This is a genomic window from Bradyrhizobium sp. UFLA06-06, assembly GCF_054820065.1.
Window position 1 is genome coordinate 22,866 of record NZ_JADFUD010000019.1, and the last position, 23,878, is coordinate 46,743.

At 65.2% G+C, this 23,878-nt stretch carries 20 protein-coding genes; 8 read left to right on the forward strand and 12 right to left on the reverse strand.

The features are described 5' to 3' along the window. Positions 1–3 precede the first annotated feature (3 nt). Positions 4–1,476, reverse strand: coding sequence for a D-glycero-beta-D-manno-heptose-7-phosphate kinase (gene rfaE1 / locus IF803_RS17990; protein WP_304496190.1), 1,473 nt, complete (start codon positions 1,474–1,476; stop codon positions 4–6). An 18-nt stretch (positions 1,477–1,494) separates the two neighbouring features. Continuing rightward, complete coding sequence (rfaD, locus tag IF803_RS17995) at positions 1,495–2,475, reverse strand: ADP-glyceromanno-heptose 6-epimerase (protein WP_304496191.1); 981 nt, start codon at positions 2,473–2,475, stop codon at positions 1,495–1,497. Positions 2,476–2,610: 135 nt separating this feature from the next. Between rfaD and waaF the strand changes: the two genes are divergently transcribed. Beyond that, a complete protein-coding gene (waaF, locus tag IF803_RS18000; protein ID WP_461192977.1) occupies positions 2,611–3,675 on the forward strand; it encodes a lipopolysaccharide heptosyltransferase II in 1,065 nt (354 codons plus the stop codon). Here waaF and IF803_RS18005 read toward each other — a convergent pair. Further along, positions 3,657–4,697 carry a glycosyltransferase family 4 protein gene (locus IF803_RS18005; RefSeq protein WP_461193029.1) on the reverse strand — a complete coding sequence of 347 codons (1,041 nt, stop codon included), beginning with the start codon at positions 4,695–4,697 and terminating at the stop codon, positions 3,657–3,659. The genes waaF and IF803_RS18005 overlap by 19 nt on opposite strands. 138 nt (positions 4,698–4,835) lie before the next feature. Here IF803_RS18005 and galE point away from each other — a divergent pair, with 138 nt between their 5' ends. Then, positions 4,836–5,849, forward strand: coding sequence for a UDP-glucose 4-epimerase GalE (galE, locus tag IF803_RS18010; protein WP_461192978.1), 1,014 nt, complete (start codon positions 4,836–4,838; stop codon positions 5,847–5,849). A 108-nt stretch (positions 5,850–5,957) separates the two neighbouring features. Then, complete coding sequence (locus IF803_RS18015; protein ID WP_461192979.1) at positions 5,958–7,769, forward strand: ABC transporter ATP-binding protein; 1,812 nt, start codon at positions 5,958–5,960, stop codon at positions 7,767–7,769. Positions 7,770–7,779: 10 nt separating this feature from the next. Here IF803_RS18015 and IF803_RS18020 read toward each other — a convergent pair whose 3' ends face one another. Next, a complete protein-coding gene (locus tag IF803_RS18020; protein ID WP_461192980.1) occupies positions 7,780–8,958 on the reverse strand; it encodes a dipeptidase in 1,179 nt (392 codons plus the stop codon). A gap of 153 nt (positions 8,959–9,111) precedes the next feature. On the opposite strand from IF803_RS18020, the gene IF803_RS18025 reads away from it, so the two are divergent. Continuing rightward, positions 9,112–9,813, forward strand: coding sequence for a fumarylacetoacetate hydrolase family protein (locus tag IF803_RS18025; RefSeq protein WP_461192981.1), 702 nt, complete (start codon positions 9,112–9,114; stop codon positions 9,811–9,813). Between the two features lie 68 nt (positions 9,814–9,881). Here IF803_RS18025 and IF803_RS18030 read toward each other — a convergent pair whose 3' ends face one another. Continuing rightward, the gene (locus IF803_RS18030) at positions 9,882–10,106 is read right to left on the reverse strand and encodes a hypothetical protein (RefSeq protein ID WP_461192982.1); all 225 of its coding nucleotides are present in this window, start codon (positions 10,104–10,106) and stop codon (positions 9,882–9,884) included. Between the two features lie 207 nt (positions 10,107–10,313). Here IF803_RS18030 and IF803_RS18035 point away from each other — a divergent pair, with 207 nt between their 5' ends. Next, positions 10,314–10,586, forward strand: coding sequence for a hypothetical protein (locus tag IF803_RS18035; RefSeq protein ID WP_461192983.1), 273 nt, complete (start codon positions 10,314–10,316; stop codon positions 10,584–10,586). An 88-nt stretch (positions 10,587–10,674) separates the two neighbouring features. Here IF803_RS18035 and IF803_RS18040 read toward each other — a convergent pair whose 3' ends face one another. From IF803_RS18040 to IF803_RS18055, 4 genes are all read right to left on the reverse strand, one after another. Further along, positions 10,675–11,052 (reverse strand): SPW repeat protein, encoded by a 378-nt coding sequence (locus tag IF803_RS18040; RefSeq protein ID WP_461192984.1) that lies wholly within the window; start codon positions 11,050–11,052, stop codon positions 10,675–10,677. A gap of 18 nt (positions 11,053–11,070) precedes the next feature. Continuing rightward, positions 11,071–12,435, reverse strand: a complete 1,365-nt coding sequence (locus IF803_RS18045) for an MFS transporter (protein ID WP_461192985.1) — start codon at positions 12,433–12,435, stop codon at positions 11,071–11,073. Positions 12,436–12,708: 273 nt separating this feature from the next. Continuing rightward, entirely contained in the window at positions 12,709–14,391 is a 1,683-nt protein-coding gene (gene ggt / locus IF803_RS18050) for a gamma-glutamyltransferase (RefSeq protein WP_461192986.1), read from the reverse strand. Between the two features lie 256 nt (positions 14,392–14,647). Next, the gene (locus tag IF803_RS18055) at positions 14,648–16,345 is read right to left on the reverse strand and encodes an NAD-dependent malic enzyme (RefSeq protein ID WP_461192987.1); all 1,698 of its coding nucleotides are present in this window, start codon (positions 16,343–16,345) and stop codon (positions 14,648–14,650) included. Positions 16,346–16,775: 430 nt separating this feature from the next. Between IF803_RS18055 and IF803_RS18060 the strand changes: the two genes are divergently transcribed. After that, entirely contained in the window at positions 16,776–16,931 is a 156-nt protein-coding gene (locus IF803_RS18060; RefSeq protein ID WP_018272638.1) for a hypothetical protein, read from the forward strand. A 241-nt stretch (positions 16,932–17,172) separates the two neighbouring features. Here IF803_RS18060 and IF803_RS18065 read toward each other — a convergent pair whose 3' ends face one another. The 3 genes from IF803_RS18065 to IF803_RS18075 all read right to left on the reverse strand — a co-directional run bounded on the left by IF803_RS18065 (position 17,173) and on the right by IF803_RS18075 (position 20,438). Beyond that, positions 17,173–18,216 (reverse strand): alpha/beta hydrolase, encoded by a 1,044-nt coding sequence (locus IF803_RS18065; RefSeq protein WP_461192988.1) that lies wholly within the window; start codon positions 18,214–18,216, stop codon positions 17,173–17,175. Positions 18,217–18,357: 141 nt separating this feature from the next. Further along, positions 18,358–19,257, reverse strand: a complete 900-nt coding sequence (locus tag IF803_RS18070; RefSeq protein WP_461192989.1) for a helix-turn-helix domain-containing protein — start codon at positions 19,255–19,257, stop codon at positions 18,358–18,360. A 251-nt stretch (positions 19,258–19,508) separates the two neighbouring features. Next, the gene (locus tag IF803_RS18075; RefSeq protein ID WP_461192990.1) at positions 19,509–20,438 is read right to left on the reverse strand and encodes an aspartyl/asparaginyl beta-hydroxylase domain-containing protein; all 930 of its coding nucleotides are present in this window, start codon (positions 20,436–20,438) and stop codon (positions 19,509–19,511) included. A gap of 353 nt (positions 20,439–20,791) precedes the next feature. Here IF803_RS18075 and IF803_RS18080 point away from each other — a divergent pair, with 353 nt between their 5' ends. Together IF803_RS18080 and IF803_RS18085 are read left to right on the forward strand one after the other, a co-directional pair. Further along, entirely contained in the window at positions 20,792–21,994 is a 1,203-nt protein-coding gene (locus IF803_RS18080) for an ABC transporter substrate-binding protein (protein ID WP_439711107.1), read from the forward strand. A 10-nt stretch (positions 21,995–22,004) separates the two neighbouring features. After that, the gene (locus tag IF803_RS18085; protein ID WP_461192991.1) at positions 22,005–23,738 is read left to right on the forward strand and encodes an FAD-dependent oxidoreductase; all 1,734 of its coding nucleotides are present in this window, start codon (positions 22,005–22,007) and stop codon (positions 23,736–23,738) included. Positions 23,739–23,878: the final 140 nt, after the last annotated feature.

The following is a 23,878-nucleotide window of genomic DNA, read 5'->3' on the forward strand; positions in this document are numbered from 1 at the left end:
CGCTCACGCCTTGCCCTCACGGGCCCGCGCAACAAGCGACGTCGTGCTGTGGCCGGCCAGAATCTCGACCAGCACCACCTCGCCGCCGGCGGCTTCGACGATCTCGTGGCCGACCACCTGCTCGCGGGTATAGTCGCCGCCCTTGACCAGCACGCTCGGTCGCACCTGCGTGATCAGATTGATCGGCGTGTCCTCCTCGAAGATCGCGACGAGGTCGACGGCTTCCAGCGCCGCCAGCACCTCGGCGCGGGCGCGCTCGTCCTGCACCGGACGTCCCTCGCCCTTCAGCCGCTTCACCGAGGCGTCGCTGTTCAGCCCGACGACCAGGCGGTCACAGGCGCCGCGCGCGGCGGTCAGCACCTTGACGTGGCCGGGATGCAGAATGTCGAAGCAGCCATTGGTGAAGCCGATGCGCAGATCCTGCCGGCGCCACTCCTCGAGATGTGCATCGATGTCGCCGCCGGCCGGGACGATCTTCTCCTCGGCCGCCAACGAAGCGTGCGGCAGGATCCTTCGGCGCAATTCGGCGGATTTGACGATCGCGGTGCCGGTCTTGCCGACCGCAACCGCCGCCGCCGCGCTCGCGATCCGCAGCGCGCCTTCCCAATCGGCGCCGCCCGCCAGCGCCAGCGCCAGCGCCGCGGCAACGGTATCGCCCGCGCCGGAGACATCGCGCACCTTGACCGGCAGCGCCGGCACGTGGATCGACTCGCCGCCGCGCGTCACCAGCGTCATGCCGCGCTCGCCCTGCGTCACCAGCATCGCCTCGCAATCCGCGAGATACATCGCATCGGGCGCGGCCTGCGCGATGCTGTCGTGGCTGTCGGCGCGGCTGCGGGTCGCTTCGGCGAATTCCTTGCGGTTCGGCGTCAGCACGGTCGCGCCGCGATAGATCGCGAGATTGGCGCTCTTGGGGTCGACGATGACGCGCTTTTGCGCCTGGCGCGCCGCGTCGATCACATTGCGGATCACGCGCGCGGTGAGCACGCCCTTGGCGTAGTCCGACAGCAGCACGATGTCGGCCCGCGCAAGACGCGGCAGGATCGCATCGATCAGCTGCTGCTCGATGGCCGACGCGGCCGGCGCGGCGAGCTCCCAGTCGGAGCGCAGCATGTGGGTCGAGAATTGCTCGGAGACGAAGCGCACCTTGCGCGTGGTCGGACGCGCGGCGTCGCGCACCAGCACGGCCTCGATAGCGGCCTCCTTCGCCAGCGCCTCGGCCAGCACCGCGCCGGCGGCATCCTCGCCGATCAGGCCGACGAAGATGCAGCGCCCGCCAAGCGCGGCGATGTTGCGCGCGACGTTGCCGGCGCCGCCGATATTGGTCTCGCTGCGCCTGACCGCGATCACCGGCGCCGGCGCCTCCGGCGAGATTCGCGACACCTCGCCATAGACGAACTCGTCGAGCATGAGGTCGCCGACGCAGAGCACGGTCTGGCCGGACATTGCACGCGAGATCGCTTCAAAATCGAACATCAGTCACCGTCATCCGCACTAGCGATAGCGATCCGCGCGATCGAGAAAGCCCGTCACATAGGCCCCGACTGCGTCTTCCAGGCGGGTGAAACCGCCATTGTATCCGGCGCGCCCGAGACGATCGACGGCGCTCTGGGTGAAGTACTGGTAGCTGCCGCGAATCTGCTCGGGCATGTCGACATACTGGATGTTCGGCTCGAGCCCGAGCGCGCCATAGGCCGAGACGATCAGGTCCCTGAAGCTGCGCGCCTTGCCGGTACCGACATTGAACAGCCCGGAGACCCGCGGCGTCGCGATCAGCCACATCATCACCCGCACGACGTCGTCGACATAGATGAAGTCGCGGCGCTGATCGCCGTCGGCGATGCCCTCGCGATGCGACTTGAACAGCTGCACGACACGGCCCGCCTTGATGTCGTCGAAGCGGCGCGCCAGCACGCTCATCATCGGGCCCTTGTGATATTCATTGGGGCCGAACACGTTGAAGAATTTCAGCCCGGCCCATTGCGGCGGCAGACGCTCGCCCTTCGCCACCCGCTCGGCGACCGCAAGATCGAACAGGTTCTTGCTCCAGCCGTACAGGTTCATCGGCCGCAGGCGCTTCAGCGCCTCGACCGACGCGTCGTCGTCGAACCCCCGTTCGCCGTCGCCATAGGTCGCGGCCGAGGAGGCATAGATGAACGGCGTGGCATTCGCCGTGCACCAGTCGAGCAGCCGCATCGAGAGGCGGAAATTGGTCTCGATCACCAGATCGCCGTCGGTTGCCGTGGTCTCGGAGATGGCGCCGAGATGGATCACGGCGGTGAGCCGCCGCCCTTTCAGCCAGTCGCCGAGTTCGGCCGGCGGAACGACATCGGCAAGCTGGCGCTTGGCCAGGTTCCGCCACTTGCCGTCCTGTCCAAGCACGTCACAGACCGCGACGTCGCTGTGCCCGGCGTCGTTCAACGCGGCCACGACGTTCGATCCGATAAAACCGGCGCCCCCGGTTACCAGAAACATGATGAAATCCCGCCAGATTCCTTTGCAGCCGTCAGCTTTGCCCCACTCCCGCGTCGCAGGCAACGACGGCTTTACCTCTCATCGCGAACCGGTTACCGACTTGGCCGCGCCCGATCGGCCTTGGCCTATTTAGAAATGAATATTGATTCAATACCTGATATCGAAACACAGGATGCCGAGGATACCAGACCTATCCTCGTGGTGCCCTATGTTTGGATCGGCGATTTCGTGCGTGGCCACACCGTGGTCAGGGTGCTCCGCAAGCGCTGGCCGAACCGGCCGATCGACCTTCTGACATCCAGGCTTTGCGCCCCTTTGGTCGATTATATGCCCGATGTTCGCGCCGGGATCGTGTCCGACTTGCCGCGCAGCCGGCTGGCGCTGGCCCAGCAACGGGCCCTCGCGGCCGAGCTTCGCAGCCGGAACTACGCCACCGCGCTGGTGCTGCCGCGGACCTGGAAGGCTGCTCTCGCGCCGGCGCTGGCGGGCATCCCGGAACGGGTCGGCTTCTTTGGCGAGGCGCGGTTCGGCCTGATCAACGCGATGCGATGGGGCGAAAAGCGGCAGCCGCGCTTCATTGACAAGAACGCCATCCTGGCGCTGCCTGACGGCACCGTCCGTCCGCCGGAATGGCCGGTGCCGCAGCTCCGGGTTCCCGCGGACGACATCGAACGCTGGCGGCAGGCCAACGGCCTCGGCCGCGGTCCCGCCATCGCACTCGGACCCGGCTCGGTCGGCGCCTCGAAACGCTGGACCTATTATCCGCAAGCCGCTCGGCTGTTCGCCGAACGCGGCTTCGACGTCTGGGTGGTCGGCGGCCCCGGCGAGAAGGCGCTGGCGCAGGAGATTTCGGCGGTCGGCGGCGCGCGGGTCCGCGACCTCACCGGCACCGATCTGCGCAACGGCATCCTTGCGATGGCCGCGGCCGGCGTCGCTGTGACCAACGACTCCGGGCTGATGCACATCGCCGCCGCAATCGGCACGCCGACCATGGGCATCTTCGGCCCGACCGATCCTTATCTCTGGGCGCCCCTCAACGGCCTCGCCGCGACGGTGCTGCAGACCAGGAGCAAGTTGTCGTGCCAGCCGTGCCAGCGCACGGTCTGCACCATGAACGACCATCGCTGCATGCGCGACATCGCAGCCGAAGAGGTCGTGGAGATTGCGCAGCGCGTGCTGGCTCAGGTCAGCGCGCGATAGACCTTGGCGATCGCGCCCGCTTCCGCATCGAGGCTGAACTTATCCACAACTCGTTGGCGCGCCCGCGCCCCCATCGCCGCGGCCGCTGCCGGATCGCGCATCAACGGCTCCAGCGCGGCCACCAGCGCGTCGACGTCGCCGGGTGGCGTCAGCACGCCGGTGACGCCGTCCTCGACCACGAACTCGGCTGCGCCCGCGCGCGCCGCCACCAGCGCCGCGCCCGCCGACATCGCCTCGATCAGGGTCAGGCCGAAACCTTCATTGCGCGAGGTGAAGGCGTAGATCGTCAGCCGCTGGTACCAGCGCACGACATCCTCGATCGGCAGTTCGCCCGTGATGATGATGCGCGATTGCAGGCCGGCGGCCTCGATCTTCCGCTTCAGCTCGTTGGCAAAGGCCAGTTGCTCCGGCACCACGGCGCCGACGATGACGGCGGTGAAATCGGGATAGCGCGGCAGCAGCCTGCACATCGCCTCGACGAAGACGTCGCTGCCCTTCTGCGCGCGTACCCGCCCGAAGCAGCCGATCCCATAGCGCCCCGGCAGTCGGCTCTCGGCGAAGGCTGCCGCGCGATCGGCGGGCGGCGCATAACGATCGGTGTCGACGCCGTGCATCACCACCGTCGCGTCACGCTTCAGATAGGAGGCCGACAGCGGGCTGGTCGCGATGATCGCATCCATGTTGCGGATCAGCCAGCGCGTCAGCCAGGTGTGATGGCGCTGCGCCGCCGAGGTGAAGATCAGTTTCAGCGGCCAGCCGAGCGCGCGCAGCACGAGCCCGGCAATCATCTCGTCGTTGCGCCGCGCATGCCAGATCACGGGCCGCGCGCGCCGCCACAGGTGCAGGAGATCGGCAAATCCGATCGCGTCGATGCCGTCGGGCCGATGCGAGCCGAGCCAACCTGCGCGAAGCATCTTTGCAAGTTTCGGCGCGACCATGCGGTTGGTTGCGGTGACACCCGAATAGCGTCGGTGCAGATTGGGCACGATGAGCTCGAGCTCGCCGGCAGGTGTGTTCTCGATCGGCACGCAAGTCTCCGTTTCGTGCCAGTTCCTATACGCAACATTAAGCATAGTGGCCAGTTCGGCCGCGGCGAAACCCCCTCTTCACCGCACTCCCGCTAGCATCACCAGTTAAAGAATATCGGGAGAGCTCTATCCATGACCGTGCTCGTGACCGGCGGCGCCGGCTATATCGGAAGTCACATGGTTCATGCGCTGGTCGATGCCGGCGAGAGCGTCGTCGTGATCGACAACCTTTCCACCGGCTTCTCCGCGTTCCTGCCCGAAGGCGTGCCGCTGTTCATTGGCGACGCCGGCGACGAGAACCTCGTCGAAGGCGTGATCGCCCAGCACGGCATCGACAGCATCATCCATTTCGCGGGCTCCGTCGTGGTGCCGGACTCGATGCGCGATCCGCTGGGCTACTACCGCAACAACACCATGACGACGCGCAGCCTGCTCAACGCGGCCGTGAAGGGCGGCGTCAGCCGCTTCATCTTCTCCTCGACCGCGGCCGTCTACGGCAACCCGGACCAGGTGCCGGTGCCGGAGATCGCACCGACCCGTCCGCTGTCGCCCTACGGCTCGTCGAAGCTGATGACCGAGATCATGCTGCACGACGTCGCATCCGCTCACGGCATGAGCTACGTCGTGCTGCGCTACTTCAACGTCGCCGGCGCCGACCCGAAGGGCCGCGTCGGCCTGGCCACCATCGGCGCCACCCATCTGCTCAAGATCGCGGTCGAGGCCGCAACCGGCCAGCGCGCCAAGATCGACGTGTTCGGCACCGACTATCCGACCCAGGACGGCAGCTGCATCAGGGACTTCATCCATGTCAGCGACCTCGTCGAGGCGCATCGCGCGGCGCTGTCCTATCTGCGCGCCGGCGGGCAATCGGTGACGCTGAATTGCGGTTATGGCCGCGGCTATTCCGTGCTCGAAACCATCGAGGCGGTGCGCCGGGTCTCGATGCGCAACTTCGCGGTCGCCTACGCCGCGCGCCGGCCCGGCGACATCATGACCATGGTGGCCGACACGACAAGGATCCGCTCGCTGCTCGACTGGACGCCGCGCTTCGACGATCTCGAGACCATCGCGAGCCACGCACTGGCCTGGGAGGAGAAGCTGTTCCGGGAGCGCGCGGGCTCCGCGCCACAGGCGGAATCGGCCTAAAAAACAAACCGTTATCAAGCAGTTATTGTGCTTGAAAAAGCCCCGCCAAGCGGGCAAGGAGGTCCGCAACCCTGACGGCCGGCGCTGCCCGCCGTCAATGGAACGCGGATGGCCCAGTTTCCAAAGAAAATCACCGACGATCCCTATGGCGCGGCGATCCTGATTCGCCGCCTGGTCATGGAACAAGGGATTACCTATTGGCGGCGCTATCTGACGGCGTTCGCCCTGATGGCCGTTGCGGCCGGCTCGACGGCCGGCGCCACCTACGTGCTCGGCCAGGTGATCAACCAGGCCTATGTCGACAAGAACATCCCCGGTATCGCGATGTTCGCCGGGATCACAGTGGTGCTGCTGTTCATCAAGGGCGTGGCGACCTACGGCCACATGGTGATCCTGAACAAGATCTCCAACGCCATCCTCGCCCGCAACCAGCGGCAGCTATTCGCCAAGCTGATGAGCGAGAGCATCGGCTTCTTCTCGCAGCGGCACTCGTCGGAATTCCTGGCGAGGCTGACCGCCGGCGCCAAGTCGATCACCGACGTACTCAACATGCTGGTCAATGCGATCGGCCGCGACTTCCTGATGCTCATCAGCATGGTCGCCGTCATGGTCTGGCAGGATCCGCTGATGTCGTTCATCGGGCTCGTGGCGGTGCCGCCGGCGATGCTGATGCTGCGCAGGCTGGTGAAGCGGATCAAGGGGCTCGCCTACAACCAGTTCACCGGCACCGCCGACATCATGGAGACGATGCAGGAATCGCTGCAGGGCATCCGCACCGTGAAGGCGTTCACGCTGGAAGGCACCATGCAGCAGCGGATCGACGAGCACATCGCAACCGTCGAGAGCAATGCCAACAAGATGGCGCGCGTCGCCAACCGTTCCAATCCGCTGATGGAGATGCTCGGCGGCTTCGCGGTCGCCGGCTGCCTGATGTATGGCGGCTACAGCGTGGTGGCGCTCGGCTCCACTCCGGGCCAGTTCTTCACGTTCCTGACCGCCTTCCTGATGGCGACCGAGCCGGCCAAGCGGCTGGCGCGGCTCAACATCGACCTCAACAGCCAGCTGGTCGGCGCGCGGATGCTGCTCGAGGTGGTCGATAGCCCGGCGAGCGAACAGACCGATGACGACAAGCCGGCGCTGAAACTCTCCGACGCGCGGATCGAGCTGCGCGACGTCAGCTTCGCCTATCGGCCGGGCGAGCCGGTGCTGAACCGCATGAGCTTCGTCGCCGAGCCCGGCAAGGTGACCGCGCTGGTCGGCCCCTCCGGCGGCGGCAAATCGACCGTGCTGGCCTTGCTGCTGCGCTTCTACGAGACGCGCGAGGGCGACATCGTGATCGACGGACAGTCGATCTCGTCGGTGTCGCGCAAGTCGCTGCGGCAGCAGACCGCCTATGTCGGGCAGGACGTCTATCTGTTCCGCGATACCATTCGTGCCAACATCGCCTTCGGCAAGCAGGGCGCCACCGAGCAAGAGATCGTCGACGCCGCCAAGGCCGCCTGCGCGCACGACTTCATCATGAGCTTCCCGCTCGGCTATGACACGCCGGTCGGCGAGCACGGCACCCAGCTGTCCGGCGGGCAGCGCCAGCGCATCGCGGTCGCCCGCGCGCTGATCAAGAACGCGCCGATCATCCTGCTCGACGAGGCAACCGCCGCGCTCGACTCGGAGTCCGAGAAGCAGGTGCAGGAAGCGATCGAGCATCTCTGCCAGGGCCGCACCACGATCGTGATCGCGCACCGCCTGCACACCATCATGCATGCCGATGCGATCCTGGTGGTCGAGGGCGGCGAGATCGTCGAGCGCGGACGGCACGAGGAGTTGCTGCGCCGCGGCGGCCGCTACGCCTCGTTCTTCCGCCTGCAGCACCACCACGACCCGTCGCCGCTGGCGCTGGCGCCGATCAGCGCCACCGGCTAGGGCCCGCCTCTCATCCCTTCGGGGCAATGCCTGCGCGGAGCACGCGCAGCACGTTGCCGCCCATGACCTTGCGGATGTCGTCCTCCGAGAACCCGCGCGACATCAGCGCCTGGGTCACGGCGACGATCTCGCCGGCATCGAAGCCCGTCGTGGTCGAGCCGTCGAAATCCGAGCCGAGGCCGACATGGTCGATCCCGACCAGGTCGCGGACATGGGCAATCGCCCGCGCCACATTGTTCGGATCGAGCGAGCAGACCGCGCCTTGCCAGAAACCGATACCGACCACGCCGCCGGTCCGCGCGACACCCCGGACTTCGTCATCGGTGAGGTTGCGGTTGACCTTGCAGGTCGCCTGAACGCCGCCGTGGCTCGAGACCACGGGGCGCGTCGCCATCGCCAGCACCTCGGCGACCGCCGCGTGGCTCGCATGCGCGAGGTCGACGATCATGCCCATCGCCTCCATCCGCTGCACCACCTGCCGGCCGAGCGGCGTCAGGCCGCTCTTCACGACGCCATGCATCGAGCCCGCGACGTCGTTGTCGAAGAAATGCGCGAGACCGGCCATTCTGAATCCGGCGGCGTAGAGCACGTCGAGATTGGCGATATTGCCCTCGATGTCCTGCAAACCCTCGATCGACAGCATGCCGCCAACCACCGTCGCGCCGCTCTTGCGGTCGGCGAGCAGGCGATCGAGGTCGGCCGGCGTCGTAATCAGGCGCAGCCGCCCGGCGGACTGCTCGGCGAAGCTGTGCAATTTCTCGGCATGCCACAGCGAGCGCTGCAGCAACGAGAACCACGTCCGTGGCGGCTGCAGATCGATGATGGCGAGGTTCGTGATGGTGTCGGTGTCGGCGCCGTTGGCATCATAGTTCTGGCCCTTGGGCGACTTGGTGACCGATGAGAACACCTGCAGCGCGTAGTGTCCCTCGATCAGGCGCGGCAGATCGATATGGCCGCGATCGGATCGCGCGATCAGGTCACGCTTCCACAGCAGGCTGTCCGCATGCATGTCCGCCACGTCGAGCGTCGCCTGCAAGGCCGTTGCGGCGGGCGTGATATCCAGCGCCACGCGCTGGACCCTGTTCTGCGCCCGATCGATCCGCTCCGGGACGACCGTGAAAAAGCGAACGGCGGCGGCGATCAGGACCACGGCGACCAGCACCAGGCCGATCGAAAGCCATTTCCTCATAGGCACCACCGCCATTGTCGACCAAAGGCGGCCGCGCTCGGCGGAAAGCTGGCCTCACCTCTGCGCCGGATGCAGCCGCGGCCACTAGCCCTGAGCGGCGTAAGCGCGTAAATACCGCCCGCGCTCCCTCCTTCAACCCTCCGGGACCTGTTCATGAACGCCGCATCCACCGTCATTCCGCTGCCCCCGCAGCCCTCGCTTCCCGTCGTCGGCGAATCCGGCACCTATCCGGTCCGCCGCATCTGGTGCGTTGGCCGCAACTATCTCGAGCATATCAGGGAGATGGGCAATGACGAGCGCGCGCCGCCGTTCTTCTTCGGCAAGCATGCCGACATGCTGGTGCCCGACGGCGCGACCATCCCCTATCCGCCGCTGACCAAGGACCTGCATCACGAGATCGAGCTGGTGGTGGCGATGAAGAGCGGCGGGCTGAACATTCCCGCCGACAAGGCGCTCGAGCATGTCTACGGCTATGCCGTCGGCATCGACCTGACGCGCCGCGACCTGCAGATCGCCTCGCGCAAGAAGGAGCGGCCCTGGGAGATCGGCAAATCGTTCGACTATTCCGCGCCCTGCTCCGCAATCCAGCCGGCCGCGAAGATCGGCCACCCGACCGCGGGCAAGATCTGGCTCACCGTCAACGGCAAGGAAGCCCAGAAGGGCGACCTCACCGAGCTGATCTGGAACGTGCCTGAAATCATCTGGCAGCTCTCGCAGCAGGTGAAGCTCGCCGCCGGCGACATCATCATGACCGGCACGCCCGCCGGCGTCTCGCAGCTGCAGGTGGGCGATAAGCTCGAATGCGGTGTCGACGGCGTCGGCAAGCTCGCGGTGACGATCGGCAAGCCGGAATAACCGCCTCAGGAGACGAGGCCAGGCCCAAAGCCCCGGACTTCAGGTCCGGGGCTTTTTGCTGTGCGCGGTCAGCGCATAGTGCCGGGCATGCAGGGCGGCTCGGCGAAGGGGGCGGTCGCGAACGATCCGACCTTTGGCGCGCGCACGCAATCGGTGGTCTTGCTGCTGACCGTCGTTGTCGTCATCGCAGCATTGGCGCGCCGCACCGTAGCGTTGTTGCCGGCGGCGAACGCCTGCGCCGAACAGGCGGCCGCCGCAACCAGCGCAAGCGCTGCAAGGGTCAATTTGGTCATGGGATTTCTCCGTACGGTGGATGAAGCCGACCTAGCTCGGCTCCTGTGATCAGGACCGCACGCGCCCGGAAATTATTTCATCACGCGCGATCACCGCACCGCGAGCGCCCGATCACATCAGATGGAGCGGGGAATACCGGAGCGACCGGAGCACTCCATGTCATCAAGGCCGCGCGCAAACGCGGCGATGACGGCATGGAGATTTTCATGATCGATCTTCGACGACCCGGCGTACGACTTGGCTGGGCTGCGATTATGTCCGCGGCAATGGCGACCGCTTGCTTCGCACAGGCGGCGGTCCAGCAGCCCCGCGCCTATGCGTCAAACGAAACCGCGAGCAGGCCGTGGTCGGCGCCGGTCGGCCATCGCCAGCCGCGCGCCGCCGATATTCCGGCGACGACAACGACATCGCAGCAAGTCATCGATCAGGAGGACGCGCTTGTCGACCGCAAGATCAAGGGCATTTGCCGCGGCTGCTAGAGCATGATCCGGAAAAGTTGCGAAGCGGTCTTCCGAGGACCATGCTCAAAGACAAAGAGCCACACCTCGGTCTCGCCGGCGGCGGATCTTACTGCCGTTCGGCGATCTGCGACGTGGCCGGGCCGAAATGCGTCTTCTCGTACTCGAGCCACAGCTCGAGCAGTGCCATGAACGCCACCACCGCGCCGGCGGCGATGGCAAAATGCATCGCGCGGGTATGCGCGAAGCCGAGCAGCCAGGGCGAGACGATCAGCCAGCATCCGACGACCAGGTTGATCCATTCTTCCCAGATCGAGAACGCAACGATCGCCGCCAGCGACATGATCGCGATCGCCGCACCGCTGATCCTGAGATCGATCGCCGCCGTCGGATTGGCCTGCACGAACAGCCACGGCGCAGCCAGCAGGAAGATCGCTGCGACGAGGTTATAGAGATCGAGCGCGGATTCTTTTCGCCACATCATCATCGATTGCTCCCTTGCTGCTCAAACCCGCTGCTGATGCGCCTCGGGCGCATTGATGTCCCTGCCCGTGTAGTCGGTCATCATCGCGGTCGCGACCAGCGTGATGATTGCGCAAGCCGCGATATAGGCCGCGATCGCGGTCGCCGAATGGAACGTGCCGAACAGCCAGGTCGCGATCAGCGGTGCCGGACCGCCGGCGATCACGGAAGCAAGCTGATAGCCGAGCGAGGCGCCGCTGTAGCGCAGGCGACCAGTAAAGCTCTCTGCGATCAGGGCCGCCTGCGGGCCGTACTGCATGTCGTGCGGAATCAGCGACAGGAAGATCGCGAGGAAGATGATCGTTTCCGATCCGGTGTTAAGCATCGCGAAATAGATGAAGCCGAACACGCCGGTCACGGCAGCGCCGATCATGTACATGTTCTTGCGGCCGATCTGATCGGAGATGTGCCCGCACAGCGGGATCGAGACGAACGACAGCACCGAGGCCGCGAGCACCGCGGTCAGCAGGAAGTCGCGCGACACGTGCAGCGTTCCGACGCCGTAGGAGAACACGAAGGCGGTGAAGATGTAGAACGGCGCCTGCTCGGACATCCGCGCGAAGGCGGACAGCAGGATCTCCTTCGGATGATCGCGGATCACCGTCAGCATCGGCGTGCGGTCGAGCTGACGCTCGGCCAGCAGCCTGGTGAAGACAGGCGTTTCCAGAATGCCGAGTCGGATGTAGAGGCCGACGCCGACCAGGACGATGCTGAGCGCGAACGGAACGCGCCAGCCCCACGCCAGGAACTGGTCGCCCGACATCTGGCTGAAGGCCAGCACGGCAAGATTGGCGAGGAACAGCCCGCAGGGCACGCCGAATTGCGGCCATGACGCGATCAGGCCGCGGGAGCGATCGTTGCGCGCCCATTCCATCGACATCAGCACCGAGCCGCCCCATTCGCCGCCGACGCCGACGCCCTGGATGAAGCGCAGCACGGTCAGGATCACCGCGCCCCAGATGCCAATGCTGGAATAGGTCGGCACCAATGCGACCGCAGCGGTCGCCAGTCCCATCAACAGCAGCGTCGCGATCAGCGTCGACTTGCGGCCGATGCGGTCGCCATAGTGCCCGAAGATCGCTGCCCCGATCGGCCGCGCGACGAAGCCGACCGCATAGATGGCGAAGGCCTCGAGCGTGCCGACCCAGGGATCGGAATGCGGAAAGAACAGTTTCGCGAAAACCAGGCCGGTGACGGTGCTGTAGAGGAAGAAGTCATACCACTCGATCGCGGTCCCGACGGTGGAGGCGATCACCGCGCGGCGCAGCTGGACCTGATGCTCGGACGGCGTGAGCTGGTTAGCGTCGAGGCCGGGGGTTGGACGAAGCGTTGGGCCAAATGTTGCCATGGGGGTGTCTCCCTCGCAGGCCCCCGGACGGATATTGACGGTGGTTCGTTTGAGTACGAACGATAACGCGCCCGGGAAAGTTCCACCGGAACGGACCGTCGAGGCTTGAACTTTAGTCGGCCTTCAGTCGGCCATGGCGAGCGACAGGTCGCAACGCGCCGAACGCGTCGTCCGCCACGGCTCGCCCACCGAGTGGCGGACCATGCTTCGCACATGGCTGCCGGATGCGCCCGGCAGCCGCCGGGCGGCTCCGTCAATCTGCCGCGCTTCGTCTCATGACAGGCCGAGGGCCCGCCCGTCGCTGCGCGGATCATGCGCCCCGGTGATGCTTCCGTCGGCGTCGATCCGGATCGCACCCGGATGTCCCGCGAGCGGGCTCTGGGCCGGTATCGGACTGATTTCGTGGCCTCGCCCGGCGAGCGCCTTGAAGACCTCTTCACCGGCATCCTTCTCCAGCTTCAGGCTGTCGCGCGCATCGGAGAACGTCTTGCCGAGCAGGAAGCGCGGTCGCGACAACGCGGTGAGCGGATCCATGTTGTAGTCGATCAGCCTGGTCAGCACCGCCGCGAGCGTCTGCGGCTGGCCGTCGGCTCCCTGCGTGCCGTACAGCAGATGCGGCCGTCCGCTCTTGAGATAGATTCCGGGATTGAGCGTGTGGAACGGCCGCTTGCCCGGCTTGAGGCAGTTGGGGCTGGCCGGGTCGAGATTGAACGACGCACCGCGGTTGTGCCAGATGATGCCGGTGTCGCCGGCCACCATGCCGCTTCCCCAATCGTAGTAGACGGTTTGCAGCATGCTGACGCAATTGCCGTCGCGGTCGGTCGCGGCGAGATAAACCGTGTCGCCCTTCTTGAACACGTGCGGCCACGGCATCGCCTTCTCGAGGCTGATCGCCTTCGCGCGCGCGTCGAGGTAGCTCGCCGAGAGCAGCTGATTGACCGGAACGTCGACGAATTCCGGATCGCCGATGTAGCGGCTGCGGTCGATGAAGGCCTGCTTCACCGCTTCGACCAGCAGGTGATAGTAGTCCGCGCTCCCTTCCGGATATTTCGCGAGCTCGAAGCGGTCGAGGATGCCCATGATCTCGAGCGTCGTGAGACCTTGCGTCGGCGGACGCAGCCCGAGCAGCTCGCCGCCGCGGTAGCCGACGCGCAACGGCGTCTCGTCGCGCGCGCGGCAGCGCGCCAGATCGTCGGCGGTCAGCGGCGAGCCGATCTGCTTCAGTCCGGCCGCAATGCGCGCGGCGAGCTTTCCTTCGTAGAAATCACGCCCGCCATTTGCCGCCAGCATCTCCAGCGATTTCGCGAGTTCGGCCTGAACCAGCGGCTCGCCGATTTCAGGCATCCGGCCGGCGGGCATGAAGATGCGCTGGATGTCGGGCCAGTCCTTCAGGTTCTTCACTTCCATGTCCTGCCAGAAGCGCTGCGACGGCGTGACCGGGAAACCCTTGCTGGCGTATTCGATCGGGCGCGCGAACAGCGACGCCCAGCTCTGCTTTCCGGCCCACGATTTGCGGCTGAAATCGAACGCCTGGTCCCAGACGTCGACGGTCGTGGCCGCGGTCAGCGCCGACCCCGGCCCCCGGATCGGGACCGAGCCGCTGTAGTTCGGCAGGTTGAGCGCGGCCTGACCCGCGCCGGACAGCGTCCGCACATTCCCCTTGCGGTCACTGATCACCATGAAGCTGTCGCCGCCGAGACCGCTGAAATGCGGATAGGTCACGCACAGCGTGGCACCGATGGCGATGACCGCCTCGATCGCATTGCCGCCCTTGCGCAGCACCTCGAGCCCCGCTTGCGTGGCGAGCTCGTGCGGGCTCGTCACCATGCCTGTCTTCGATCGCGCCAGCGCGCCCGTATTGTCGAGGGCCCAGAGCGCTCGCGGCGCCGCCGCGGCGACCGCCGTGAGCATGGACCCGACCAGCAACTCCCTGCGCGACATGCCAAGATTGGCCATTCGACTTCCCTCCCCGTTTTCTCGTTGTGTCGATGTTGTGCGATCGCGGGCTGCGGACACCGCGACGTCCAAATCCCCGAAGGACCGCCACTGGCATTTGGCATACCAAGATTGAAGAAAATTCTTACTTCGGTCAAGCCCATTGAGAAGGCGCGAGCGAGGTCGAGTTCGCGCCCCTGCCAGAATCAGGAGGTAGCCAGACCGATGCGGGGCCGCGCGCGGCGCGGAGGATCGCGCCGCGCCGACGCGCCGAGCTCTAAGCCCGATCGCTGCGGCGGTACGGCGCGTAGCGCGGCGTCCAGACCTTGGCGTGAATCCGCGCCTCGACCTGGTCGATCGGAACATCCCTCGCCAATCCCTCCTTGTGGGCCTGCAGCGCGACCGCAAGCGCCACGGTCTGCGAGACGTCGCGCAAGGCGCTGACCGGCGGCAGCAGATTGTGCTTCGGGTTGTCGCGCGCCGGCGAGACGCTGGCCAGCGCCTTGGCGGCGGCCATGAACATGCCGTCGCTGACCCGGCTGGCACCGACCGCGAGCGCGCCGACGCCGACACCCGGGAAGATGTAGGAGTTGTTGGTCTGGTCGACCTTGAAGCGCGCGCCGTCGCGCATGATCGGCGGGAACGGGCTGCCGACGCCGATCAGCGCCCGCGCCTCGGTCCACGCCTCGATATCGACCGGTGTCGCTTCCTCGCGCGAGGTCGGGTTGGACAGCGGGAAGATCACCGGCCGCTTGTTGCATTCGGCCATCGCGCGGACGATCGGTTCGGAGAATGCGCCGGCTTGGCCGGAGACGCCGATCAGCACCGTTGGCCTGGCGTTGCGCACGACATCGAGCAGCGCGATCTTGTCGGGGTGGCTGAGCTGCCAGCCCGCGATCGCCTGCCTGTTCTGCACGAACGGCAGCTGGAACGGGGCGAGCCCGCTCATGCCCTCGAGCAGCAGCCCGTCGCGGTCGACCATGAAGAAGCGCTTCGCCGCCTCGCTCTCCGGCAGGCCGGCATCGACCATCGCGGCGCGGATCAGGCTGGCGATGCCGCATCCGGCCGAGCCCGCGCCGAGCACGGCGACGCGCTGCTCGGTGAGCGGCACGCCGGTGACGTTGATGGCGGAGAGCAAGGCGCCGGTCGCCACCGCCGCGGTGCCCTGAATGTCGTCGTTGAAGGTCAAGAGCCGGTCGCGATAGCGCTCGAGCATGCGCGTCGCGTTGTTCTTGGCGAAATCCTCCCATTGCAGCAGAACGCGCGGCCAGCGCTTCACGACCGCCGCGACGAACGCCTCGATGAAGTCGTCATAAGCCTGGCCGCGGACGCGCTCGTTGCGCCAGCCGATATAGAGCGGATCGGCGAGGCAATCGGGATTGTCGGTGCCGACGTCGAGCATGATCGGCAGCGTCGTTGCCGGATGCAGGCCGCCGCAGCCGGTGTAGAGCGCGAGCTTGCCGATCGGGATGCCCATGCCGCCGGCGCCCTGGTCGCCGAGGCCGAGGATGCGCTCGCCATCGGTCACCACGATCGCCTCGACGTGATCGAAGCGCGGATGGGCGAAAATGCGGTCGATCCGGTGCTGATGCGGGATGCTGAGGAACAGCCCGCGCGGCTTGCGGAACAGTCGACTGAATTTTTGGCAGCCCTCGCCGACGGTCGGCGTGTAGACGATCGGCAACAGCTCTTCCAGGTTGCCGACCAGGAGCGCGTAGAACAGCGTCTCGTTGGTGTCCTGCAGCTCGCGCAGAAAGGCATAGCGCTCGATGTCGGTCTCAAAGCCGCGGAGCGCCTCGAGGCGGCGCGAGACCTGTTCGTCCAGCGTCAAAATATTGGGCGGCAGCAGGCCGTGCAGATCGAACGCCTCGCGCTCGGCCTCGGAGAACGCCGTGCCCTTGTTCAGCTGCGGATCGGCCAGCAGCTCGTAGCCGCTCAGCGCAGTGGTCGCGAATGCTCCTGACGTCTCCGACATGACAAGTCCCCTCAATGCGAAATGCCGGATACGACTGTATCACTTCAGTGTAACGGATCGAGAGTGAAGGGCGTCGTGCTGCGCCAAGCGGAATGTTGGCTAAGAGGCGATGAACGGTCGTCCAGGTTCCGGCAACCCACTCCCGCTACGCCTGCGGACAGACATACGTTGGTATAACTTCTCTATTCCTTGTCATGACCTGTGCTGACGCTCGTACAATTGAGCGATGGAGAGGCCATTTTATGCTCGGGGCTACTCCAGCGGACGCACAAATAGCTCCGAACTTCACTCCTCGGAGGCGCGACTAACAGTAGCGATCCTCGTTCTACAGAGGGCGCGAGTTGTGCTCCCGAATCTGTGATCAGGATCACTGCTCCGATTCGTGAATAGCAAGACCGTCACGCATGCGGGTTGTTCGAGGAACACTCAAATGATCGTCAACATTCAGAAGCTTAATGGCCTGTGGCACCTCATCGTCGGGTCGTGCAAGATCCGAACTCCATTCGTGGAGACGCAGGACCGGGAGTGGGTCGTCGCGTACGCCCGGCGCGTCTACCCCGGCGCCAAGGTCTTCGAACGCGACTGATCCTGGCCGTTTCGCTCCTCACGCCCGCACTTCGGACCGTGCTGCAGTGCTCTGCACAACCTCACCTGTCCGGTTAGTAGCAATGGTTGATCTGCTCAAGTTATGAGCGCATCCCCGCCATAAGTCCTGGACTTCGGACATCGCGCATTTCTCAGTATGCGTCCCGGAAAACAAGCCTCGGAGCTCGCTCCGGGGGGTCTTGGACGCGGCGGCCTTAGCCGCCGCGTCGTGATCGGACCCGCTAGTTCGCCAAGGGCTGAAGGCGCTGGCGCACGCCCACATTGGCTTGCTCGATCGCCGCCTCGGTGGAGGGCTCATGGCGCAGGGCGTTCAGCAGCATGAAGTCGTGGATAGTCCCGTTGTAACGAACCGCATCGACGCTGACGCCTGCCTGCTTTAGCTTGCGCGCGTAGGCTTCACCCTCGTCGCGCAGAGGATCGTTCTCAGCGGTGATCACGAGCGCGGGTGGCAGCCCCTTGAGGTGATCGATGCTGGCGCGGAGCGGCGAGACATAGGGATTGTCTCGGGTCCGAGCGTCCGGTGCATAGAGGTCCCAGCCATATTTCATGAAGGCGCGCGCCAGGAAGCGTCCGGTTCCATATTCGCGGTACGACTCGGTATCGACGCTCGCGTCGGTCGCCGGAACAAAGAGTATCTGGTAACCGACCTTGGGTCCGTTGCGGTCCTTCGCCATCAGAGTAAGCGCGGCGGTCATGTTGCCGCCGACGGAATTGCCGGCCACCGCAATGCGGCTGCCATCCGCGCCAAACTCACCTGCATGCGCGGCAACCCATTTCAGCGCGGCATAGCATTCCTCCAGCTGTGTCGGAAACTTCGCCGACGGAAGCGGCGTGTACTCGACGAACACACCAATCTGGCCCGAACCGACGACAAGGTCACGCAAGAGGCGCTGGTGGTTCTGGAAGTTACCGACGATCCAGACCCCGCCATGGATGAAAAGCAGCACGCCCGGCTTTTCTCCGACGTGCTCTGGCTTCATGATGAACAGCTTCACCGTGCGGCCGTCCTGACTGATCGTCCGTTCGGTCGTCGTGACGCCGGACATATCGACGACGGTTTGCGATTGGAGACCGGATAGAATCTCCTGCGGCTTCGGCTGCGGCAGTTCCCAGAAGGGACTTCCGTCCTTGTTGATCTTGGCGAGGAAGGATCGAATCTGAGGATCAATCCGCGGGTCGATCGCGGCGTCGGGCGCCGCTGCGGCAACGTGGGTCACGAGATTTGCTCCGATAATCAAGGCTGCGAGTTTCGCAATTCGGCTCAAGGGAGAGCTCCGTCTGTTCGTCTGTGGAGCCTGGTCACCCCATCCGGACGAGAGCAGGCCTCAGCCAACATTAGGAAGCAGCTTCCCCTGCGTCTGTCCCGTGCCTGCTGTTGTTTTGACCGATCTTGCTGCGCAGCGCCGCTATCGTGCTTTTTGCCGGTACTCCGCCGGCGTGACGCCGGTCGCCCTTTTGAAGGCACGCGTAAAACTCGATTGCGAGGAGAACCGGGACTTTAGTGCGATTTCGCTCAGAGACGACCTGTTCGTCGCTAGCAACGCCTTCGCCGCCTCGAGGCGGCGCTGGCTGACGTAACGATGCGGAGGCACCCCCATTGCCGCAGCGAACGCCCGAGTAAAATGAAAGACGCTGAGACAAGCGACGTCGGCGAGTTCAGTTACCGTAACGTCGTCATCGATATGCTCTTCGACGTAGGCGAGCACGCGCTTCAGCCTGCCATTTTCCAAACGTTGAGCGGAGACCGACACGCCGCCGGCGATCATGGACTCGGCGTGCGCTTGCATGAGCCGCGCAGCGAGGAAGAATGACGAGGTTTCCGCCAGCATGCGCCCCGCCGCGGTCGGGCATTCCATCTCCGACAGCATCGACAGCCCGATCTGCCTGATCACTTCATCCTGCACACCGGATGAGTAGCGGACCGAATTGCCAGGCAGTAGGGGCAGATTGTAATCATGACTTAGCCGCGCAAATGCCGAAGTGGGCACATATAAGTGCAGGGCGCGCACCTCGCTCGCGGAGATACGGATTTCGTCGGCCTTGGCTCCGACCGGATTGAGCCAGATTGTCCCTGTCTGCAACGGCACCGGGTGCCATTTTCCAGCCACCTTGCAGATCGCAACGGCTTCGTCCGAACCACGGACTGCAACGGTCACTTCGACGTGCGACGCAAGGGCAGTAGGCTGCCCCTGCCAGCTGCGGTGTGTTCGAAGGTCGGCAGATATTGTGGACCAGCCCAAACCATCAGACGACTTGAGCAGCGTCGATTCCGGGTACTTCAGATTTCCCTGTGTTTGGCCTTGCATGAGACTCCAAGCCACCTTACGGACGATTTAAGACTGTGCCAGCGCACCCCGAACAGAAAGGCAATATCCGCGCCACTGCCACGGCGGCTCTCGCTTGAGATCTCGTTTGCGTCAAAAGCGCAACACACTCAAGTCCGGCGCACATATCGCTGTTGCTCCTGCGAGCGGACGTCACGCATCACTACACGCCCAAAAAAGGCAAAAGCCCGGATTGCTCCAGGGCTCTGCTTTTCAGCGCGGCAACGCCGCGATCAATGCAGCGCCGACATTACGATCAGGCCGAGGATCAGCACGGTCGCGGAATATTTGAGCGTGTAATACACGTTCCGATTCCACTCCTTGACCTTGCGGCTGGCGAGATGGATCTCGTAGAGCTTGCCGAACACCTTGTTCAGCGCGCCGACATGCTCGCCGTCGACGTTCTGGGTGGCCGACGCCTTGACGATGTTGTGGCTGACCCAGCGGTTCATCGCCGTCATGAAGCCGTACTTCATCGGGCGCTCGACGTCGCAGAACAGGATGATGCGGTTGACGTCGGTCTTGTTCTCGGCGCTGTGGATGAAGGTCTCGTCGAACATGAAGGCCTCGCCGTCGCGCCAGACGCATTCGACGCCGTCGACGAGGATGCGGCACTGTTTCGAGTTCGGCGTCACGAGGCCAAGGTGATAGCGCAGCGAGCCGGCGAAGGGATCGCGGTGCGCCCCAAGCTTGCCGCCCGGCGGCAGCATCGCGAACATCGCGCCATGCACGTTCGGGATCGAGTTGAGCAGCTCCACCGTCTTCGGGCACAGCGTCCGTGCCGAGGGCAGGAAGTCGTCGTACCATTTCAGATAGAAGCGCTTCCAGCCGCTCTTGAAGAAGGAATAGAAGCCCCAGTCGTTGTTCTTGGCCGCGGCGCGGATGAAGCCCTCGTCGAACAGGCGCGTGGCCTCGTCGCGGATCGTCTCCCAATTGTCGGAGAGCTTCTTGAGCTCGGGAAACTGCTCCACCGGGATCACCGGCGTGTTGGGCACGGCGGAGCCGGCATACATCAGCACATTGTAGGGCGCGAGGTAGGTCGAGTGATCGCCGAGCTGGCGGGCGAAGCGCAACCGCTGCTTGCCGCGGAAGTGAACGTAGAGCGTAGAGACCACCAGCACGTAAAGAATGACGAGCTGCGGCGCGAAGAGCTGTCTCAACATGATCCGTCTATGATCGCTGCCCGCCGACGCCCTTCGTGCCCCGCCCCGCAGGAGCCTTGCCCTTCACGGGTGGCCCGGTCCGGGCGGCGAAACGCGTCGCCGTCCGCGAAAATTCCCCTGTTTCATAGTGACTTGGCACTGCGGCGCGGTCTGGCAACTGAGCCGGAAGCCTTGCCGCGGTGTCGTCCCGGATGAGCCACGTAAGCGTTCGCTCACCAAATGTGAAGCGCCGTGCCGCGCCGGCGCCAACTTTGTGACACTATTCACACACTTAATTCGCCATTGACAAACTGATTAGACAATTCCTAATCCTGAGATGACCCGCCGAAAAGCGCGGACACCCAGAGGGAGGAATGATGAGACAGTTTCTGGCGGCAGCCATTGTCGCGGCGATGACCACGGCCGCTCACGCCCAGGTTTCCGATGACGTCGTGCGCATCGGGGTGCTGACCGACCTGTCGAGCTGGGGACGCGACAATTCGGGCCCAGGCTCGGTCGAGGCAGCCAGGATGGCGGTGGAGGAATTCGGCCCCACCGTGCTCGGCAAGCCGATCGAGATCATCTCCGCCGACCACCAGATGAAGACCGATGTCGGCGTGCAGATCGCGCGCGGCTGGTTCGACAACGGCAAGGTCGACGCGGTCGTCGACATCCCGAATTCCGGCATCGCGATCGCCGTGCACAACATGGTGCGCGAGCGCAACAAGATCGCGCTCCTGTCCGGCCCCGGCGCGAGCTCGCTGACCGACGAATTGTGCAGCCCCAATACGGTGCATTTCGCCTACGACACCTACGCACTGTCCAAGGTGACGGCCTCGGCCGTGATCAAGGAAGGCGGCAAGTCCTGGTTCTTCGTCACCGCGGATTACGCCTTCGGGCAGCAGCTCGAGAAGGATGCGACGCGCTTCATCAACGAGATGGGCGGCAAGGTGCTCGGCGGCGTCAAGCATCCGACCAACACTGCCGACTTCTCCTCCTTTGCGCTGCAGGCGCAGAGCTCGAAGGCCGACGTGGTGGCGTTCGCCAATGCCGGCCAGGACACCGACAATTCGATCAAGCAGTCCGGCGAGTTCGGCCTCGTGCAGGGCGGCCAGAAGCTGGTCGGCCTTTTGATGTTCGACACCGACGTGCATGCGATCGGGCTCAACGCCGCGCAGGGCACCTACATGACGACGGCATCGTACTGGAACATGGACGAGAAGACGCGCGCCTGGTCGAAGAAGTTCTACGCCCGTGCCAATGTGATGCCGACCATGATCCAGACCGGCGTCTACGGCTCGGTGCTGCATTATCTCAAGGCGATCCAGGCCGCCGGCACCGACGATCCGAAGGCGGTGATGGCCAAGATGCGCGAGCTGCCGATCGAGGACACCTTCGTGCATGGCGGCAAGCTGCGCGAGGACGGCCGCGTGATCCGCGACATGTATCTGGCGAAGGTGAAGAAGCCTTCGGAATCCAAGGAGCCGTGGGATTATCTCGACATCGTCAAGACGGTGAAGGGCGAGGACGCCTATCGTCCGGTCTCCGAGTCGAAGTGCCCGCTGCTCAAGAAATAGGATCGATCGCGTGGCCAACGAAGAAGTTTATGATTGCGACGCGCTGGTCGTCGGCTCCGGCTGCGCCGGGCTGTCCGCGGCGGTCACCGCCGGCCATCACGGCCTCAAGGTCCTGGTGGTCGAGAAGGAGCCGCGGTTCGGCGGCACCACTGCGCGCTCCGGCGGCTGGCTGTGGATTCCCGGCACCTCGCTGGCCAAGGCCTGGGGCATCGAGGAGAGCCCCGATCAGGCCAAAACCTATCTGCGCCACGAGGCCGGCAACAGCTTTGACGCAGCGCGCGTCGATGCGTTCCTGACCGAAGGGCCGAAAGCGGTCGACTTCTTCACCACCAGCACCGCGGTGCGCTTCGACATGCCGCTGACCTTCCCGGACTATCATGCGGAAGCGCCCGGCGGCGCGCAGGGCGGCCGGTCGATGGTGACGCGGCCGTTCGACGCCCACGAGCTCGGCGACGCCCTCAAGGATCTCGGCAGCCCCCTGCCCGAGCTCACCGTGTTCGGCATGATGCTCGGCTCCGGCAAGGAGATCGTGCATTTCATGCGCGCGACGAGATCGCTGACCTCGGCGGCCTATGTCGCCAAACGGCTGTCGAAACACGCCATCGACGTGATGCGCAACGGCCGCGGCATGACGCTGACCAACGGCAACGCGCTTGCCGGCCGGCTGGCGAAATCCGCTTTCGACCTCAAGATCCCGCTCTGGCTCAACTCGCCGGTGCGCGAATTGATCGTCGAGAACGGTGTGGTGCGCGGCGCAATCGTCGTGCGCGAAGGGCGCACGATCCGCGTCAACGCGAAGCGTGGCGTGGTGCTCGCCTGCGGCGGTTTTCCGCACGACGTCGCGCGACGGCAGAAGATGTTTCCGCATGCGCCGACTGGAAAGGAGCATTACTCGCCGGGCCCTGTCGGCAACACCGGCGACGGCTTGCGCCTTGCGGAAGCCGCCGGCGGCCGCGTCGACGACTCGCTGCCGAATGCCGCGGCCTGGGTGCCGGTCTCGGTCACGACGCGCAAGAACGGCTCGAAGGGCGTGATGCCGCATTTCATCGATCGCGCCAAGCCGGGCGTGATCGCGGTGATGGCCGACGGCAGGCGCTTTGCCAATGAAGGCAATTCCTACCACGACTTCGTGCAGGCGATGATCAAGGCGGCGAAGCCCGGCGAGGAGATCGCGGCGCATCTGATCTGCGATCACGAGACGCTGCGCAAATACGGCCTCGGCTGCGTGCCGCCGCGCCCGATGCCGCTCGGCCATCATCTGAAGACCGGCTATCTCAAGCGCGGCGCGACGCTGACGGAGCTCGCCGCGCAGGCCGGCATCGACGCCAAGGCGCTCGAGGCGACCGTCGCGGAGTTCAACAGCACCGCGGCGGAGGGCCGCGATCCCGCCTTCGGCAAGGGCTCGCGCGCCTATAACCGCTACCAGGGCGATGCGCTGCACGGGCCCAACCCCTGCATCGCGCCAATCCAGCACGGGCCGTTCTACGCCATCAAGATGGTGGTCGGCGATCTCGGCACCTATGCCGGCATAAGGACCGACGCCAATGCCCGCGCGCTCGACGCCGACGGCCAGCCGATCGCCGGCCTCTATGCCGCCGGCAACGACATGGCGAGCATCATGGGCGGCAACTATCCCGGCGCCGGCATCACGCTCGGGCCCGCGCTGACCTTCGGCTACATCGCAGGCAAGCACATTGCGGGTGAGGCGGCGGAGCAGAGGGGCAGGTCAAACCCGTCATCCTGAGGCGCGAGCGGAGCGAGCCTCGAAGGATGCACGGCCACCAGTGGGGCCGTCGACCCTTCGAGACGCACGCGAGATGCGCGCTCCTCAGGGTGACGGTGATAGAGGCGGATATGACGCGCCAGATTGATCCTGCTGCCTCG